We start from the raw sequence: 16,846 nt of genomic DNA, 5'->3' as shown, positions 1-16,846 counted from the left end.
TACGCTAGCGGGCTGCGTTAATTATGCATCGCCACCGAAGCGACGGCGACCGGCAGAGTCATCGCGGCGCGGCGCGGATGCATCGTCACGACGCGGCGCACGGCCTTCACGACGTTCGCCGCTGAAACGACGACCATCACCACGACCACCTTCACGACGCTCGCCACCGAAGCCACGACCGCCTTCACGACGCTCACCGCCGAAGCTACGACCGCCTTCACGACGTTCACCACCGCCACGACGTTCGGTGCGCGGCTGCGCATCGCCCAGCAGCTGCATGTTCATCGGCTTGTTCAGGATGCGGGTACGAGTAAAGTGCTGCAGCACTTCGCCCGGCATCCCTTTCGGCAGTTCGATGGTGGAGTGAGAAGCGAACAGCTTGATGTTACCGATGTAGCGGCTGCTGATATCGCCTTCATTAGCGATCGCGCCAACGATATGACGCACTTCAACACCGTCATCGCGACCCACTTCAATGCGATACAGTTCCATATCGCCTACGTCACGACGCTCACGCTTCGGACGATCTTCGCGATCGCCACGCGGAGCGCGATCGTTGCGGTCGCCACGACGCTCGAAGCGATCGTCACGGTCACGGAACTCACGACGCGGACGCATCGGCGCATCCGGCGGCACGATCAGCGAGCGTTCGCCCTGGGCCATTTTCAGCAGCGCGGCAGCCAGCGTTTCCACGTCCAGCTCTTCGCCTTCCGCCGTCGGCTGGATTTTCGCCAGCAGCGCACGGTACTGGTCCAGATCGCTGCTTTCCAGCTGCTGCTGGACTTTCGCGGCGAATTTTTCCAGACGACGCTTGCTCAGCAGCTCTGCGTTCGGCAGTTCCACTTCCGGGATGGTCAGCTTCATCGTACGTTCGATGTTGCGCAGCAGACGACGTTCACGGTTCTCAACGAACAGCAACGCGCGGCCCGCGCGGCCCGCACGACCGGTACGACCGATACGGTGAACGTAGGATTCAGAATCCATCGGGATGTCGTAGTTCACCACCAGGCTGATACGTTCAACGTCCAGACCACGGGCTGCCACGTCAGTCGCAATCAGGATATCCAGACGACCGTCTTTCAGACGCTCCAGGGTCTGCTCACGCAGCGCCTGGTTCATGTCGCCGTTCAGCGCCGCGCTGTTGTAGCCGTTACGCTCCAGCGCTTCAGCCACTTCCAGGGTCGCGTTTTTGGTACGGACGAAGATAATCGCCGCATCAAAATCTTCCGCTTCCAGGAAACGCACCAGCGCTTCGTTTTTACGCATACCGTAGGCAGTCCAGTAGCTCTGGCTGATGTCCGGACGAGTGGTCACGCTGGACTGAATACGCACTTCCTGCGGCTCTTTCATAAAGCGGCGGGTAATGCGACGGATCGCTTCCGGCATGGTGGCGGAGAACAGCGCGGTCTGATGCCCTTCCGGGATCTGCGCCATAATGGTTTCTACGTCTTCGATAAAGCCCATGCGCAGCATTTCATCTGCTTCATCCAGTACCAGACCGCTCAGTTTAGAGAGGTCCAGGGTGCCGCGCTTCAGGTGGTCCAGCAGACGACCCGGGGTACCGACAACAATCTGCGGACCCTGACGCAGGGCGCGCAGCTGCACGTCATAACGCTGGCCGCCGTACAGGGCAACCACGTTTACGCCGCGCATATGTTTAGAGAATTCCGTCATTGCTTCAGCAACCTGTACCGCCAGCTCGCGGGTCGGCGCCAGCACCAGGATCTGTGGTGCTCTCAGCTCAGGATCGATGTTGTTCAGCAGCGGTAAAGAAAACGCTGCGGTTTTACCGCTACCGGTCTGGGCCATACCCAGAACGTCGCGGCCGTCCAGCAGATGCGGAATGCACTCAGCCTGGATCGGAGATGGTTTTTCGTAACCCAGATCGTTAAGCGCTTCAAGGATAGGAGCCTTCAGGCCCAGATCTGCAAAAGTGGTTTCGAATTCAGCCATGTAGTACGTGTGCCTCAAAATTAATGGCGGCCAGTCTACATAACTCATCGTGAAAATTTACGGTAATTTTCATTGAAAAGTGTGAACCGGCTCAAAGTAGGTGTATTAACGAACAACAACGCCCTCACCCGCGAAGGTGATGGCAAGCAAAAAACTATGGGCTGATGTGTTCGTCAGCTATTGCTGGTCCGATTCTGCCAGGTCATCTTGCTCCTGGCCCAAGAGCGATAATTCCAACAATGCGTATCGGTGCTCAACGTAGTTATGTACGTTGTTGGCGACCGCCAGTTTGAACAGTGCCGTAGCGCTGTCCTTGTCCCCCAGACTTAGGTAGTACTTACCTAAATAGAAGTTGGTTTCACTGAGATGCTCAGCGAGCGAGGTGTTATCCGTTGCGTCTGCCTTCAGACGAGTCATCAGCTCTTTTTCGCTAATGTCGCCAAGGTAGAACTCGACAATGTTCCATCCCCATTGCTCTTTGTCCGACTTGTCTAAGCGCTCTCTGAGTGCTTCAAGCGCCCGCTTCTCGTCGAGTTTACGCTCGGCGATATAAAGCCACAGGCTACGGAAAGGATCATTGGGATCGTCTTGATAAAACGCCAGCAGATCATCTTGCGCTAACTTAGCCCGGCCGCCGTAATACAGGGCGATACCGCGGTTCAAGTGCGCGTAGTTGTAAGTTGGATCAAGCTCAAGTACAGAATCAAACGCTTCATAGGCAGCATCAAAATTGCCTGCCTGCGTTAAGTAAATACCTAAGTAATTGAATACTTCAGGCATATCGGGTCGGATTGCCAGCGCTTGTGAAAAATCATTTCGCGCTAATGCCCTCAGACCGAGACTATCATACAACACTCCGCGCTCATATAAAAGCTGTGCGCGTTCGTCATCGGATAAAGCCCGACTGGCAAGAATTTGTTCCATACGTGCCAGAATCACTTCTTGCTGTAAAGTCGGTTGCAATGGTACTGCGAGGACGGCGTCCTTACGCCAGGCGGTGCTACTGCATCCTGCCAGCGTGAGAGCTGTCGCCACGAAACACCAGCGCAAAAAAGGCTTCATTTCCCACTCCCGAAGACAACGATTGGATGAACGTCCTGTTCCCCGGCTGCAAACGAGGCGTCCTGCCCGTAAAACGCCCTCCGCAAAAGCGGAGGGCTAACGGCAACCTTACTCGCCCTGCTCGGCAGCCGGAACTTCCGGCGCTGCGGCAGACGGAGTCTGTTCAGTTGCTTCTTTGATGCTCAGACGGACACGGCCCTGGCGGTCAACTTCCAGAACCTTAACCGGCACTTCCTGACCCATCTGCAGGTAGTCAGTCACTTTCTCAACGCGCTTGTCAGCGATCTGCGAGATGTGAACCAGACCTTCTTTACCGCCGCCGATGGCAACGAACGCGCCAAAGTCAACGATACGGGTCACTTTACCATTGTAGATACGGCCAACTTCGATCTCAGCGGTGATCTCTTCGATACGACGGATAGCATGCTGTGCTTTGTCGCCGTCAGTCGCTGCGATCTTCACGGTACCGTCATCTTCGATTTCGATGGTGGTACCGGTCTCTTCGGTCAGGGCACGGATAACAGAACCGCCTTTACCGATAACGTCTTTGATCTTGTCCGGGTTGATCTTGATGGTATGGATACGCGGTGCGAATTCAGAGATATCGCCGCGCGGCGCGTTAATCGCCTGCTCCATCACGCCCAGGATGTGCAGACGCGCACCTTTAGCCTGGTTCAATGCAACCTGCATGATTTCTTTGGTGATACCTTCAATTTTGATATCCATCTGCAGCGCAGAGATACCGTCGCGGGAACCCGCTACTTTGAAGTCCATATCGCCAAGGTGGTCTTCGTCACCGAGGATGTCAGACAGCACGACGAAGTTGTCGCCTTCTTTCACCAGACCCATGGCGATACCCGCCACGGCGGCTTTCACCGGCACACCAGCGTCCATCAGCGCCAGAGAGGCACCGCAGACGGAAGCCATGGAAGAAGAGCCGTTAGATTCGGTGATTTCAGACACCACCCGTACGGTGTACGGGAATTCTTCGATAGTCGGCATCACGGCCAGAACGCCGCGCTTAGCCAGACGACCGTGACCGATTTCACGACGCTTCGGAGACCCCACCATGCCAGTTTCACCTACGGAGTACGGAGGGAAGTTGTAGTGGAACAGGAAGGAGTCGGTACGCTCGCCCATCAGTTCATCGATGTTCTGCGCATCGCGTGCGGTACCCAGCGTCGCGGTAACCAGCGCCTGCGTTTCGCCACGGGTGAACAGTGCGGAACCGTGAGTACGCGGCAGAACGCCGGTACGAACGTCCAGACCACGGATCATATCTTTTTCGCGACCATCGATACGCGGCTCACCGGCCAGCACGCGGCTACGAACCACGTTTTTCTCGATAGCGTGCAGGATTTCACCCAGTTCGTTAGCGTCCAGGGTTTCATCTTCTGCAACCAGCGTAGCGATGGTTTCAGATTTGATCACATCAACCTGAGCGTAACGCTCTTGTTTGTCGGTGATACGGTAAGCATCGCTCAGGCGGGATTCAGCCAGCGCAGCAACGCGCGCGTTCAGCGCTTCGTTGACGGCTTCCGGCTGCCAGTCCCAACGTGGTTTACCGGCTTCTTTCACCAGGTCGTTGATGTTCTGGATAACAATCTGCTGCTGCTCGTGGCCAAAGACCACCGCGCCCAGCATCTGGTCTTCGCTCAGCAGTTCCGCTTCGGATTCCACCATCAGTACGGCCGCTTCGGTACCGGCCACCACCAGATCCAGTTTGCTGGACTTCAGCTCTTCCTGGGTCGGGTTCAGTACGTACTGGTCGTTGATGTAACCCACGCGCGCGGCGCCGATTGGGCCATTGAACGGAATACCAGACAGGGACAGCGCTGCGGAAGCGCCGATCATCGCGACGATATCCGGGTTAACCTGCGGGTTAACGGAAACAACGGTGGCGATAACCTGTACTTCGTTAACGAAGCCTTCCGGGAACAGCGGGCGAACCGGGCGGTCAATCAGACGCGCGATCAGGGTTTCGCCTTCGCTTGGGCGGCCTTCACGACGGAAGAAACCACCCGGGATTTTACCGGCAGCGTAGGTACGCTCCTGGTAGTTAACCGTCAGCGGGAAAAAGTCCTGGCCTGGCTTCGCTTTTTTCTGGCCCACAACGGTCACGAATACCGCAGTGTCATCCATGCTAACCATCACAGCGGCCGTTGCCTGGCGCGCCATCATGCCGGTTTCCAGGGTCACGGTATGCTGGCCGTACTGGAATTTACGAACGATCGGATTAAGCAAAATTCTATCCTTTTTATCTATAAATCACGCCATATCTACGACATAGCGTCTATTGACCCGATCCTCTGCATCCTCGCGACTAATGACAACCTTTACCCGCCCCTGCGGATGAAGCCTCTCATTAGCCGCGCGAACCTCTGCATGAAGATCATTACTAGCAACAATACATGAGTTTTGAATGAATTGCTGCCGCCCGGTCGAAAAAAGGGGCCGTCAGGCCCCTTTTTCTGAAACTCGCAGAATTAGCGACGCAGACCCAGACGCTCGATCAGCGCGGAGTAACGTGCAACATCTTTACGTTTCAGGTAGTCGAGCAGTTTACGACGCTGAGAAACCATGCGCAGCAGACCACGACGGCTGTGGTGATCTTTTTTGTGCTCTGCAAAGTGGCCCTGCAGGTGGTTGATCTGTGCAGTCAGCAGTGCAACCTGAACTTCGGTAGAACCGCTGTCGTTTTCGCCACGACCAAACTCAGAAACGATTTTTGCTTTAGCTTCAACGCTTAGAGACATTTTAGAACTCCAGAAATTAAAAGAAAGAAAGGGTGCCGATCTCTAATTCAGCGACCCCTGATGCAACGCCCGAAAATGTTAAAACACTTTAGCGGACGTTAAGCGGCGATATTCTACTCGTAGCAGGCTTTTATCGCAAGAAAAGCGCTTACGCCGGGTATTCCACCACCAGACGACGCGGCGCCACGCGGCCTTCATCGTCAATTTCGCCCATGCCGAGAAACTTGCCGGATTCGCTTTCCATCACCCGCACCAGCCCGTTAAGCGGCGCGCCTGACTGACGTACCGGGTTGCCGTTTTTAAAATAGACCGCGGAGGTCTCCGGGATGGTCACCAGCGGATAGTCCGAGGCCGGGCTGTCCATGGGCATCAGTAGCGGATCGAGCAGCTGCGCGCCAGGAATATCCTGCGCCGCCGCCTGATCGACCAGCGCCTGCAGCTGCTCAAGGGTTACCATCCGCTCAACCGGGTATTTGCTCACCGCCAGGCGACGCAGGAAAATCACGTGCGCGCCGCAGCCGAGCTTCTCACCTAAATCATCGATAATCGTCCGGATGTAGGTGCCTTTCGAGCAGTGGATCTCCAGCTCCAGCTCATCGCCTTCGTGGCGGATAAACAGCAGCTCATAGACGGTAATCGGCCGGGATTCCCGCGGGACGTCAATCCCCTGACGGGCATATTCGTATAGCTTCTTGCCCTGATATTTCAGCGCCGAGTACATCGACGGCACCTGCTGCGTCTCGCCGCGGAAGCTGTCCAGCGCCGCCGCCAGCTGTTCGTCGCTAAAGGTCAGCGGGCGCTCTTCCACCACCTGGCCGTCGGCATCGGAGGTATCGGTGCGCTGGCCAAGTTTGGCGATCACGCGGTAGCGCTTATCGGAATCCAGCAGGTATTGGGAAAACTTGGTCGCTTCGCCAAGGCAGATCGGCAGCATGCCGGTCGCCAGCGGATCCAGCGCGCCGGTGTGTCCGGCGCGGTTGGCGTTATATATACGCTTTACTTTCTGCAGCACATCGTTGCTGGAGGCGCCCTGAGGCTTATCCAGCAGCAATACGCCGTGCACGTCGCGGCCGCGACGACGAGGACGACTCATCAGTCCTCCTTGCTGTCGTCCGGGTTCACACGACGCTCATCGTCGTGTTTCACCACGCTGGTGACCAGGTTGGACATGCGCATCCCTTCCACCAGTGAGTTGTCGTAGAAGAAGGTCAGCTCCGGCACGATGCGCAGGCGCATCGCTTTCCCCAGCAGAGAGCGGATAAAGCCAGAGGCTTCCTGCAACGCTTTGATGCCCGCTTTCACCGCGGCTTCATCTTTGTCGTTGAGGAAGGTGACATACACCTTGGCATAGGCCAGGTCACGGGACATTTCCACACCGGAAACGGTGGTCATCATGCCCAGACGCGGGTCTTTGATTTCACGCTGCAGGATAATCGCAATCTCTTTTTGCATCTCCTGGGCCACGCGCTGCGGGCGACCAAATTCTTTCGCCATAATAAATTCTCCAGAATAAAGACAAAAAAGGGGCCTAAAGCCCCTTTTTAAAATGATTGCCGGGTGGCGCTTCGCTTCCCCGGCGGCTTAGCCATCCGATGATTAATCGATGCTACGCTGGATTTCGATGATTTCGAACACTTCGATCATATCGCCAACGCGAACGTCGTTGTAGTTCTTCACACCGATACCACATTCCATGCCGTTACGGACTTCGTTAACGTCATCTTTGAAGCGGCGCAGGGATTCCAGCTCGCCTTCATAGATAACCACGTTGTCACGCAGCACGCGGATTGGGTTGTGACGTTTGATGGTCCCTTCGGTAACCATACAGCCCGCGATGGCGCCGAATTTCGGCGATTTAAAGACATCGCGCACTTCAGCCAGACCGATGATCTGCTGTTTCAGTTCCGGAGACAGCATACCGCTCATCGCCGCTTTCACTTCGTCGATCAGGTTATAGATGACGGAGTAGTAGCGCAGATCCAGGCTTTCCGCTTCGATAACTTTACGCGCAGAGGCATCGGCACGAACGTTGAAGCCAACCAGAATCGCGTTGGATGCTGCAGCCAGGGTGGCGTCGGTTTCGGTGATACCACCTACGCCGGAACCGATGATCTTCACTTTCACTTCGTCGGTAGACAGTTTCAGTAAGGAATCGGAAATCGCTTCGACAGAACCCTGTACGTCCGCTTTCAGCACGATGTTCACTTCGTGAACTTCGCCTTCGGTCATGTTAGCGAACATGTTTTCCAGTTTAGATTTCTGCTGACGCGCCAGCTTAACTTCACGGAATTTGCCCTGACGATACAGCGCCACTTCACGCGCTTTTTTCTCGTCACGAACCACGGTCACTTCGTCACCGGCAGCCGGCACACCGGACAGGCCGAGGATTTCCACCGGAATGGACGGACCCGCTTCCAGCACTTCGCGACCCAGTTCGTCACGCATCGCACGCACACGGCCGTATTCGAAGCCGCACAGAACGATATCACCCTTGTGCAGAGTACCTTCGCGAACCAGAACGGTAGCGACCGGACCACGACCTTTATCAAGGAAGGATTCGATCACTGCGCCGCTCGCCATCCCGTTACGGACCGCTTTCAGCTCGAGGACTTCAGCCTGCAGCAGGATCGCGTCCAGCAGGTCGTCGATACCGGTACCGGCTTTCGCGGAGACGTGGACGAACTGGCTCTCGCCGCCCCACTCTTCCGGCAGGATGCCGTACTGGGACAGTTCATTCTTCACGCGGTCCGGATCGGCTTCAGGCTTATCGATCTTGTTCACCGCAACTACCACCGGCACCTGCGCCGCTTTGGCGTGCTGGATAGCTTCGATAGTCTGCGGCATCACGCCGTCGTCTGCCGCCACCACCAGAACCACGATATCCGTCGCCTGCGCACCACGAGCACGCATGGAGGTAAACGCGGCGTGGCCCGGGGTATCCAGGAAGGTGATCATGCCGTTGTCGGTTTCTACATGGTAAGCACCGATGTGCTGGGTAATACCACCCGCTTCGCCGGAGGCAACCTTAGTAGAACGAATATAGTCCAGCAGCGAGGTTTTACCGTGGTCAACGTGACCCATGATGGTCACAACCGGTGCGCGCGGTTCAGCCGCCGCGCCGGTGTCACGGTCGCTCATTACCGCTTCTTCCAGCTCGTTTTCACGACGCAGGATAACTTTGTGGCCCATCTCTTCGGCAACCAGCTGTGCGGTTTCCTGGTCGATGACCTGGTTGATGGTCGCCATGGCGCCCAGCTTCATCATCGCTTTGATGACCTGAGAACCTTTCACCGCCATCTTGTTAGCCAGTTCGCCAACGGTGATGGTTTCGCCGATCACCACGTCACGGTTAACGGCCTGCGCCGGCTTCTGGAAGCCCTGCTGCAGAGCAGAACCCTTACGGTGCTTACCGCCTTTACCGCCGCGAACGGCCGCACGGGCTTCTTCACGATCGGCTTTCGATTCAGCGTGTTTGTTGCCTTTCTTCGCCGGACGCGCCGCTTTGCTGCTGCGGCTGCGGCCGCGACCGCCTTCGACTTCACGATCGTTATCATCTTCAGCCTGACGAGCATGCTGTGACGTGGTGACGTGATAGTCGCTGGTGTCTTCCGGGCTGTCTGAAGTTTCAGACCAATTTTTTTCGTTTTCTTCTGCCATACGGCGTGCTTCTTCCGCTACACGGCGCGCTTCTTCTTCAAGTTTGCGGCGTGCTTCTTCTTCCGATTTGCGCTTCAGTTCCGCGGCTTCGTTCTCGCGACGGATCTTTTCAGCCTGGGCGGTTTTGGTCATTTCGTCGGTATGTTGATTGCTCACTTTGTCTTTTTCCGCAGCTTCACGTTTCGCTTTATCAGCGACTTCACGTTTAGCTTGTTCTGCGGCCTCACGTTCAGCTTTTAATTGCGCCTCGCGTTTCGCTGCTTCTTCAGCTTCACGACGGGCCTGCTCTTCCGCTTCACGCTGCGCCTGCTCTTCCGCGGCCAGGCGTTCAGCCTCTTGCGGATCGCGTTTCACAAAGGTGCGTTTCTTGCGGACTTCGATTTGTACCGATTTACTCTTTCCACCGGTACCTGGAATATTCAACGTACTGCGCGTCTTACGCTGTAACGTCAGCTTGTCTGGCGCCGAACCATGCTCACGGTTCAGGTGCGTCAACAAAGTTTGTTTCTCTTGCGAGGTCACAGAATCATCAGCCGTTTTGCGGATGCCTGCGTCAGCAAATTGCTGTATCAGGCGATCCACAGAGGTCTGAATCTCTGAGGCCAGCGCTTTAATAGTCACATCTGTCATGCTGTTCCTTCCTGCTACAGTTTATTACGCTTCGTCGCCGAACCAACAAATGTTGCGAGCGGCCATGATGAGCTCGCCAGCTTTCTCGTCGGTCATCCCTTCGATATCAGCCAGGTCATCAACGCCCTGCTCAGCGAGATCTTCCAGCGTACAAACACCACGGGCAGCCAGTTTGAATGCCAGGGCACGATCCAGACCTTCGAGATTCAACAGATCATCGGCAGGTTTGTTATCTCCCAGGCTTTCTTCCTGAGCCAGCGCCAGCGTAGTCAGTGCGTTTTTCGCACGCTCACGAAGTGCTTCAACGGTGGCTTCATCCAGACCGTCGATTTCCAGCAGTTCTTTCATCGGCACATAGGCCAGCTCTTCCAGCGAGGAGAAGCCTTCTTCAACCAGCACTGTCGCGAAATCTTCATCAATATCGAGATATTTGGTGAAGGTATCGATAGCGGCATGCGCTTCCGCCTGGTGCTTAGCCTGCAGATCGTCAACGGTCATCACGTTGAGTTCCCAGCCGCTGAGCTGCGAGGCCAGACGAACGTTCTGACCGTTACGGCCAATCGCCTGCGCCAGGTTGCCCGCTTCTACCGCGATATCCATGGTGTGTTTATCTTCATCCACCACGATGGACGCGACGTCTGCCGGCGCCATAGCGTTAATCACGAACTGCGCCGGGTTATCATCCCAGAGGACGATATCGATACGCTCGCCGCCCAGCTCAGTGGAAACCGCCTGCACGCGCGCGCCGCGCATACCGACGCAAGCGCCAACCGGGTCGATACGCTTGTCGTTGGTTTTCACCGCGATTTTGGCACGAGATCCCGGATCGCGAGCCGCCGCTTTGATTTCCAGCACTTCTTCACCGATTTCCGGCACTTCGATGCGGAACAGTTCGATCAGCATCTCAGGTTTGGAACGGGTCACGAACAGCTGGGCGCCACGCGCTTCCGGACGGACTGCGTACAGTACGCCGCGAATGCGGTCGCCCGGGCGGAAGTTCTCACGCGGCAGCATATCTTCACGCAGGATCACGGCTTCAGCGTTGTTGCCCAGATCCAGAGTGATGTTGTCGCGGTTCACTTTTTTCACCACGCCGGTGATGATCTCACCTTCGTGCTCGCGGAACTGATCGACCACCATTGCGCGCTCGGCTTCGCGAACTTTCTGCACGATAACCTGTTTCGCGGTCTGGGTGGTGATGCGGTCGAAAGTGACAGACTCAATCTGATCTTCGACGTAGTCACCGACGTTCATGCTTTCATCTTCGAAACGCGCGGCTTCCAGCGTGATCTCGCGCGTCGGCTGGGTCACTTCTTCTACAACCAGCCAGCGACGGAAAGTGTCGAAATCGCCGCTCTTACGGTCGATTTCAACGCGAACGTCGATCTCTTGTTCGTATTTTTTCTTGGTGGCCGTTGCCAGCGCGCTTTCCAGCGCTTCGAAAATTTTCTCACGCGGCAGCGCTTTTTCGTTGGAAACGGCTTCAACAACAGCCAAAATTTCTTTGTTCATCGGGGCCTTTCACCTCAATCCAGACTGTTAAAAGTGGGGAACCAGGTTCGCCTTCTGGATGTTACTCAGCGCGAACACTTCATCTTTGCCTTCGACGGTTACCGTGATCATTTCACCGTCTACCGCTTTGATAATGCCCTGCCATTTGCGACGGTTCTGAACCGCCATGCGCAGCACCAGCGCAACTTCTTCGCCAGTGAAACGTTGATAGTGTTCGGCGGTGAACATCGGACGGTCGAGACCAGGCGAAGAGACTTCCAGGTTGTAAGCGACAGTGATCGGGTCTTCGACATCCATGACGGCGCTTACCTGGTGGCTCACATCAGCACAATCATCAACGTTGATGCCATCTTCACTATCAATATAGATGCGCAGTGTGGATGTGCGACCGCGAATAAATTCGATGCCGACCAGCTCAAAGCCAAGCGCTTCAACCGGCGCAGTGAGCATCTCTGTCAATTTTTGCTCTAATGTGGACAAACCCACCCCCAAGACATAAAAAAAGGGCGTATAGCCCAGTTATTCTGAAGTCAGATAACAAAAAACCCCGATAAATCGGGGCTTTAGATAACTGAACCCTGAGATCGCCATGGCGATCTGGAACACCTTCCGCAAGAATTCTTTCAAATTCGGCTACGAAGGACACCTAGTCCTCACAGTATATTTGAAAAAGTACTTAATGGGAAAGTGGTTGCGGGGGCCGGATTTGAACCGACGACCTTCGGGTTATGAGCCCGACGAGCTACCAGGCTGCTCCACCCCGCGCCTGAAACGTGGCATATTTTACTCTTTTTGAGCAAAAGACGCAAATACTGCTGGGATTTGGTACCGAAGACGGGACATAAAATCGGGATGAATTGTAACGGCAACTAGTATATTTTGTCAACATGCATTTTAGCGCCCCCGATTGCCGTTTGTGCTGGTATTTCAGGCTTTTTTAGCAAAAAGATGATGAAGCCCTTCCTGTCGCCAGTAAAAGATGGTTAAATGAATACTCACAATTAATGCATAAAAATGCAGTTAAGGTTGTTGGGTCGAACTCACCACAGTCTATCGAGCAGGGTTTTATTTTATGACGACGATTCTCAAGCATCTCCCGGTTGGTCAACGTATTGGTATCGCTTTCTCTGGTGGACTGGATACCAGCGCCGCGCTGTTATGGATGCGCAAAAAAGGCGCCGTGCCTTATGCATATACCGCTAACCTGGGTCAACCGGACGAAGACGACTACGATGCTATTCCGCGCCGCGCGAAAGAGTACGGCGCCGAAGGTGCCCGTCTGATCGACTGCCGCAAACAGCTGGTCGCAGAAGGGATCGCCGCGATTCAGTGTGGCGCTTTCCATAACACCACTGGCGGGTTGACCTATTTCAACACCACGCCGCTGGGCCGCGCGGTCACCGGCACCATGCTGGTAGCGGCAATGAAAGAAGACGGCGTTAACATCTGGGGCGATGGCAGCACTTATAAAGGCAACGATATCGAACGTTTCTATCGCTACGGCCTGCTGACCAACGCTGAACTGCAGATCTACAAACCGTGGCTGGACAGCGATTTCATCAATGAACTCGGCGGCCGTCACGAAATGTCCGAATTTATGATCGCCTGCGGCTTTGACTACAAGATGTCGGTCGAGAAAGCCTATTCCACCGACTCCAACATGCTCGGCGCTACCCACGAAGCGAAAGATCTGGAGTTTCTGAATTCCAGCGTCAAGATCGTCAACCCGATTATGGGCGTGAAGTTTTGGGACGAAAACGTGAAGATCCCTGCGGAAGAAGTCACCGTACGCTTTGAGCAAGGCCACCCGGTGGCGCTGAATGGCAAAACCTTCGCCGATGACGTTGAAATGATGCTGGAAGCCAACCGCATCGGCGGTCGTCACGGCCTGGGCATGAGCGACCAGATCGAAAACCGCATTATCGAAGCGAAAAGCCGCGGCATTTATGAAGCCCCGGGGATGGCGCTGCTGCATATCGCCTACGAGCGTCTGCTGACCGGTATTCATAACGAAGATACTATCGAGCAGTATCACGCTCACGGTCGCCAGCTGGGCCGTCTGCTGTATCAGGGCCGCTGGTTCGATTCCCAGGCGCTGATGCTGCGTGATTCGCTGCAGCGCTGGGTCGCCAGCCAGATCACCGGCGAAGTCACCCTTGAGCTGCGTCGCGGCAATGACTACTCGATCCTCAATACGGTATCAGACAACCTGACCTATAAAGCAGAGCGCCTGACCATGGAAAAAGGCGATTCCATGTTTACCGCTGAAGACCGTATCGGCCAGTTGACCATGCGTAATCTGGATATCACCGATACTCGCGAGAAGCTGTTCGGCTACGCGCAGTCTGGACTGCTGAGCGCCTCCTCAGCGACGGGTTTACCGCAGGTTGAAAATCTGGAAAACAAAGGCAAATAATCGCCTGACGATGTTTACTCTCTCTGCCGGCGGCTCTCCGCCGGCTTTTTATTTTTTGTTACCAGTCAGCAGCAGAAAAATCGAAAAGAGGCATTTTTTCCTTATCACCCGGCCGGCAAAATTGTTAACTATAATAGCCTCAATTGATTAATTCATATCTGGTGATAAACATCATGAATATTAAACCGCCGATCAGGCCGCAAAAGGCCATTGACCGACTGATCGATGTGCTTGAGCCACACGCGACGCCCGTTAACGCGATCGCCAGAAAAAGACTAACGTGGGAATATAAAGGTAAGACCCAACTCTTTATTTTTAAAAAAGGCGAGCTGTCGATTATTCGTAATTCCGACAAGCTATTGATGGTGACCGTCTATGAGCCGCATCTGTTCGGCGTGGCGGAAATGCTGCAGCCCAGCCGCAGCCATAGTCTGCGGGCGGAGGTCTCTTCCGAACTGCTGCGTATCGATTATGACCTGGCGTCGGCGCTATTCCGTCAGCACAACCTGTGGGAAGAAGTCACCAGCCTGCTGGCTTATCATACCTCGTATATGGTATATCGTGACGATCTGGTCCTGCAGCAGCGAACCTATTCGGTGATCCGTAACCATCTGCTGGAAATGATGCTCTTAACCGAAGAGACTCGGCAGCGCGTGTCTATTCTGGAATATATTCAGGACCGGACCCATCTGTCGCGCAGCAGTATTCTCAATGTCTTGTCAGCCTTAAAGAAAGGCGGTTATATTGCCTTTGCCCGCGGCGGTTATTTGCAAAGTATCGCCTCGCTTCCGGAAAAATTCTAACCCGCGCCCGTCACCATCTTTTTGTCGTTATTCACCTTACTGTTGAAAATGTTTAAATTTAAATCAATAAACGCTAACGGTAAAAAAAGAAAAATTTTATGCTGAGTTCCTGAATTTACCGGTGGACAACATGTCCCTGAGATCAACCAGCAGACTGCCACTCACGGCGTTAACCGCCGGGCCTGCATCAGCTCAGAATATGCCACCGGAAATCGGCCAGGCGTGAGCAGCGGCAGCGGGAGTTGACCCCTCTTGTTTGCCGTCTGCAGCGACCATAACGATGAGATCCAAGAACCCGTTAATTTTGCCCGAACGCCCGTATCGGGCTTTTTTTTATCTGAAGGAATTCAACAATGAAGTCTATTGCTCCAAAAATGGTTGCCGTGATGATCGCTTTAGAGGCCAGCAGCGCTGCCTGCGCATCCGTTAACCTGCATGGTGAAGCCGGCGCCGAGTTTACCAATCTGTCCGCCAGCTTTGGTGCCGGGGAACCTGGCATGACGTTCAACACCCAGTGGGCCCACAGCGACAATGACGGGGACAGCGTAGGACTGGGAATGGGTTACAACTTTAACCTCGGGCCTTTTCTGATGACGCTGGGCGGTAAAGGGGTCTATTTGAACCCTAAAGACGGTGATGAAGGTTACGCTATCGCCGCAGGTGGCGGAGCAGAACTCCCACTCGGCCAGTACTTCACGCTCTTCGGTGAGGGTTATTACTCGCCGGACTCGATGTCCAGCGGCGTCGATGATTATGTAGAGGCTAATGCCGGGCTACGCCTTAACGTGCTCCCGTCGCTAAATATCGAAGCTGGCTATCGTTATATCGATATGGCGGGGAAAGATGGCAACCGCGACAACACCCTCGCCGACGGGGCCTATGCCGGGGTTAACTTCCGCTTTTAATCCATGCACAGGGATTGCCTTCCGGCAGTCCCTGTCTCATCTCAGCTGGTCAGCGGCACGCTTTTCAGTACACGGTTGATCTCCTGCAGACCAGCAACATTATTCTCTTTACGGTAAACGTCATTCATGGACGCCATCTGCTCCAGGCGGGTCAACGCGCCATACACCTGATATGCCTCGCTGTGTCTGTCGAACACATCGCGGCGCTCCACATCCTGCAAGTAATGGCTTTTCAACGAATGATTAAGGCGACCAATCAGTGCCGTATTGTCCTGGAAATAGCGCGTCACAGCCTGGGCATTGTTCGCCGCAGTCCCCGGCTCACTGTGCGATACCGGTACGGTTAGCGTATTAATCGTCTCCACCGTTTTGGATGGGGATGTTGAACTGCATCCCGCTAAACCGAGCACGCCGGCGACGATAAGCACCCCGATCTTGTTCATTGTGTCACTTCACCTCTGTTAATTTGACGAGGCGACTTTAACGACAGCAAAAGGAGGGGACCAGCGAAGAGATGTTTAATAATAAATGGTCGGTGGGGACAAAAACAAAAAAAGACGCTTTTCAGCGTCTTTCTTCTGGAATATTGGTACCGAGGATGGGACTCGAACCCACAAGCCCGTTAGGGCACTACCACCTCAAGGTAGCGTGTCTACCAATTCCACCACCTCGGTACAGAATACTTAGTGCGGGATATCGCTGGTCGGCTGAGCCGGCGCAGTTGGCTGAGTTTGCTCCGTTTTCGGCGCGCTCAGGTTATCCCACTCACTTCCTTTACTGGTCTTGTTGCTGTTGATGTTACCCAGCGCCAGACTGATGATGAAGAACAGCGCAGCCAGGATGCCGGTCATACGGGTCATGAAGTTACCAGAACCGCTGGACCCAAACAGTGTGCCGGAAGCGCCTGCACCGAAGGAGGCTCCCATATCAGCGCCTTTACCTTGCTGCAGCATAACCAGACCTACGAGGCCAATCGCTACAATAAGGAAAACAACCAAAAGAGCTTCGTACATAATCAACCTGTTCCTTGCGGATTCGCCGCATACCAAGTGCTTCGACCAATAAAGTGGGACGTTTTAACGTTTCCCACTGAAGCGGGTGTGAATACTAACCAAAGCGAATGACCTTCGCAAGGGCAATTTCGACACATTG

At 54.8% G+C, this 16,846-nt stretch carries 15 protein-coding genes and 2 tRNA genes; 3 read left to right on the top strand and 14 right to left on the bottom strand.

Features of this window, described 5'->3' with window-relative positions; genetic code table 11:
- Positions 1-21 precede the first annotated feature (21 nt).
- The 11 genes from deaD to ABLV64_RS12210 form a co-directional block, all read right to left on the bottom strand.
- Positions 22-1,953 carry an ATP-dependent RNA helicase DeaD gene (gene deaD / locus ABLV64_RS12260; protein ID WP_004206168.1) on the bottom strand — a complete coding sequence of 644 codons (1,932 nt, stop codon included), beginning with the start codon at positions 1,951-1,953 and terminating at the stop codon, positions 22-24.
- Entirely contained in the window at positions 1,946-2,026 is an 81-nt protein-coding gene (gene yrbN / locus ABLV64_RS12255) for a protein YrbN (protein ID WP_085903200.1), read from the bottom strand. The genes deaD and yrbN overlap by 8 nt, the downstream gene beginning before the upstream one ends.
- A 104-nt stretch (positions 2,027-2,130) precedes the next feature.
- Positions 2,131-3,015: a lipoprotein NlpI gene (gene nlpI / locus ABLV64_RS12250; RefSeq protein WP_004206169.1), complete on the bottom strand. Its 885-nt coding sequence runs from the start codon at positions 3,013-3,015 to the stop codon at positions 2,131-2,133.
- 108 nt (positions 3,016-3,123) lie between these two features.
- Complete coding sequence (gene pnp, locus ABLV64_RS12245; RefSeq protein ID WP_004206170.1) at positions 3,124-5,259, bottom strand: polyribonucleotide nucleotidyltransferase; 2,136 nt, start codon at positions 5,257-5,259, stop codon at positions 3,124-3,126.
- A gap of 242 nt (positions 5,260-5,501) precedes the next feature.
- Positions 5,502-5,771: a 30S ribosomal protein S15 gene (rpsO, locus tag ABLV64_RS12240; protein WP_002918244.1), complete on the bottom strand. Its 270-nt coding sequence runs from the start codon at positions 5,769-5,771 to the stop codon at positions 5,502-5,504.
- A 148-nt stretch (positions 5,772-5,919) separates the two neighbouring features.
- The gene (truB, locus tag ABLV64_RS12235) at positions 5,920-6,864 is read right to left on the bottom strand and encodes a tRNA pseudouridine(55) synthase TruB (RefSeq protein ID WP_004206172.1); all 945 of its coding nucleotides are present in this window, start codon (positions 6,862-6,864) and stop codon (positions 5,920-5,922) included.
- Positions 6,864-7,265, bottom strand: coding sequence for a 30S ribosome-binding factor RbfA (gene rbfA, locus ABLV64_RS12230; protein ID WP_002918248.1), 402 nt, complete (start codon positions 7,263-7,265; stop codon positions 6,864-6,866). Before rbfA ends, truB begins: the two co-directional genes overlap by 1 nt.
- A 102-nt stretch (positions 7,266-7,367) precedes the next feature.
- Entirely contained in the window at positions 7,368-10,058 is a 2,691-nt protein-coding gene (infB, locus tag ABLV64_RS12225) for a translation initiation factor IF-2 (protein WP_004206173.1), read from the bottom strand.
- 24 nt (positions 10,059-10,082) lie between these two features.
- Positions 10,083-11,570, bottom strand: coding sequence for a transcription termination factor NusA (gene nusA / locus ABLV64_RS12220; RefSeq protein ID WP_002918252.1), 1,488 nt, complete (start codon positions 11,568-11,570; stop codon positions 10,083-10,085).
- 27 nt (positions 11,571-11,597) lie between these two features.
- Positions 11,598-12,050 (bottom strand): ribosome maturation factor RimP, encoded by a 453-nt coding sequence (gene rimP, locus ABLV64_RS12215; RefSeq protein ID WP_002918364.1) that lies wholly within the window; start codon positions 12,048-12,050, stop codon positions 11,598-11,600.
- Positions 12,051-12,258: 208 nt separating this feature from the next.
- A tRNA-Met gene (locus ABLV64_RS12210) sits at positions 12,259-12,335 on the bottom strand.
- Positions 12,336-12,642: 307 nt separating this feature from the next.
- On the opposite strand from ABLV64_RS12210, the gene argG reads away from it, so the two are divergent.
- The 3 genes from argG to ABLV64_RS12195 all read left to right on the top strand — a co-directional run bounded on the left by argG (position 12,643) and on the right by ABLV64_RS12195 (position 15,694).
- Positions 12,643-13,986 carry an argininosuccinate synthase gene (argG, locus tag ABLV64_RS12205; RefSeq protein ID WP_004144895.1) on the top strand — a complete coding sequence of 448 codons (1,344 nt, stop codon included), beginning with the start codon at positions 12,643-12,645 and terminating at the stop codon, positions 13,984-13,986.
- Between the two features lie 173 nt (positions 13,987-14,159).
- Positions 14,160-14,789 carry a winged helix-turn-helix transcriptional regulator gene (locus ABLV64_RS12200; protein WP_004206175.1) on the top strand — a complete coding sequence of 210 codons (630 nt, stop codon included), beginning with the start codon at positions 14,160-14,162 and terminating at the stop codon, positions 14,787-14,789.
- 353 nt (positions 14,790-15,142) lie between these two features.
- Complete coding sequence (locus ABLV64_RS12195) at positions 15,143-15,694, top strand: YfaZ family outer membrane protein (RefSeq protein ID WP_049003352.1); 552 nt, start codon at positions 15,143-15,145, stop codon at positions 15,692-15,694.
- 41 nt (positions 15,695-15,735) lie between these two features.
- On the opposite strand, the gene ABLV64_RS12190 is transcribed toward ABLV64_RS12195, so the two are convergent.
- The 3 genes from ABLV64_RS12190 to secG form a co-directional block, all read right to left on the bottom strand.
- Positions 15,736-15,984, bottom strand: coding sequence for a hypothetical protein (locus tag ABLV64_RS12190; protein ID WP_072206933.1), 249 nt, complete (start codon positions 15,982-15,984; stop codon positions 15,736-15,738).
- 297 nt (positions 15,985-16,281) lie between these two features.
- Positions 16,282-16,368: transfer RNA gene (locus tag ABLV64_RS12185), tRNA-Leu, on the bottom strand.
- Positions 16,369-16,377: 9 nt separating this feature from the next.
- A complete protein-coding gene (secG, locus tag ABLV64_RS12180; RefSeq protein ID WP_002918369.1) occupies positions 16,378-16,707 on the bottom strand; it encodes a preprotein translocase subunit SecG in 330 nt (109 codons plus the stop codon).
- Between the last annotated feature and the right edge of the window lie 139 nt (positions 16,708-16,846).

The sequence above is a fragment of the Klebsiella sp. JB_Kp031 genome (assembly GCF_040064295.1).
Lineage (GTDB): Bacteria > Pseudomonadota > Gammaproteobacteria > Enterobacterales > Enterobacteriaceae > Klebsiella > Klebsiella quasipneumoniae.
The sequence above is the reverse complement of the archived record's forward strand: the minus strand, read 5'-3'. Positions and strand labels throughout refer to the sequence as shown.

Coding starts and splice junctions, on each gene's coding strand:
- ABLV64_RS12195 (WP_049003352.1), top strand. CDS start 15,143: ATGAAGTCTATTGCTCCAAAAATGGTTGCCGTGATGATCGCTTTAGAG.
- infB (WP_004206173.1), bottom strand. CDS start 10,058: ATGACAGATGTGACTATTAAAGCGCTGGCCTCAGAGATTCAGACCTCT.
- argG (WP_004144895.1), top strand. CDS start 12,643: ATGACGACGATTCTCAAGCATCTCCCGGTTGGTCAACGTATTGGTATC.
- deaD (WP_004206168.1), bottom strand. CDS start 1,953: ATGGCTGAATTCGAAACCACTTTTGCAGATCTGGGCCTGAAGGCTCCT.
- nusA (WP_002918252.1), bottom strand. CDS start 11,570: ATGAACAAAGAAATTTTGGCTGTTGTTGAAGCCGTTTCCAACGAAAAA.
- rpsO (WP_002918244.1), bottom strand. CDS start 5,771: ATGTCTCTAAGCGTTGAAGCTAAAGCAAAAATCGTTTCTGAGTTTGGT.
- ABLV64_RS12200 (WP_004206175.1), top strand. CDS start 14,160: ATGAATATTAAACCGCCGATCAGGCCGCAAAAGGCCATTGACCGACTG.
- yrbN (WP_085903200.1), bottom strand. CDS start 2,026: ATGAAAATTACCGTAAATTTTCACGATGAGTTATGTAGACTGGCCGCC.
- truB (WP_004206172.1), bottom strand. CDS start 6,864: ATGAGTCGTCCTCGTCGTCGCGGCCGCGACGTGCACGGCGTATTGCTG.
- secG (WP_002918369.1), bottom strand. CDS start 16,707: ATGTACGAAGCTCTTTTGGTTGTTTTCCTTATTGTAGCGATTGGCCTC.
- rbfA (WP_002918248.1), bottom strand. CDS start 7,265: ATGGCGAAAGAATTTGGTCGCCCGCAGCGCGTGGCCCAGGAGATGCAA.
- nlpI (WP_004206169.1), bottom strand. CDS start 3,015: ATGAAGCCTTTTTTGCGCTGGTGTTTCGTGGCGACAGCTCTCACGCTG.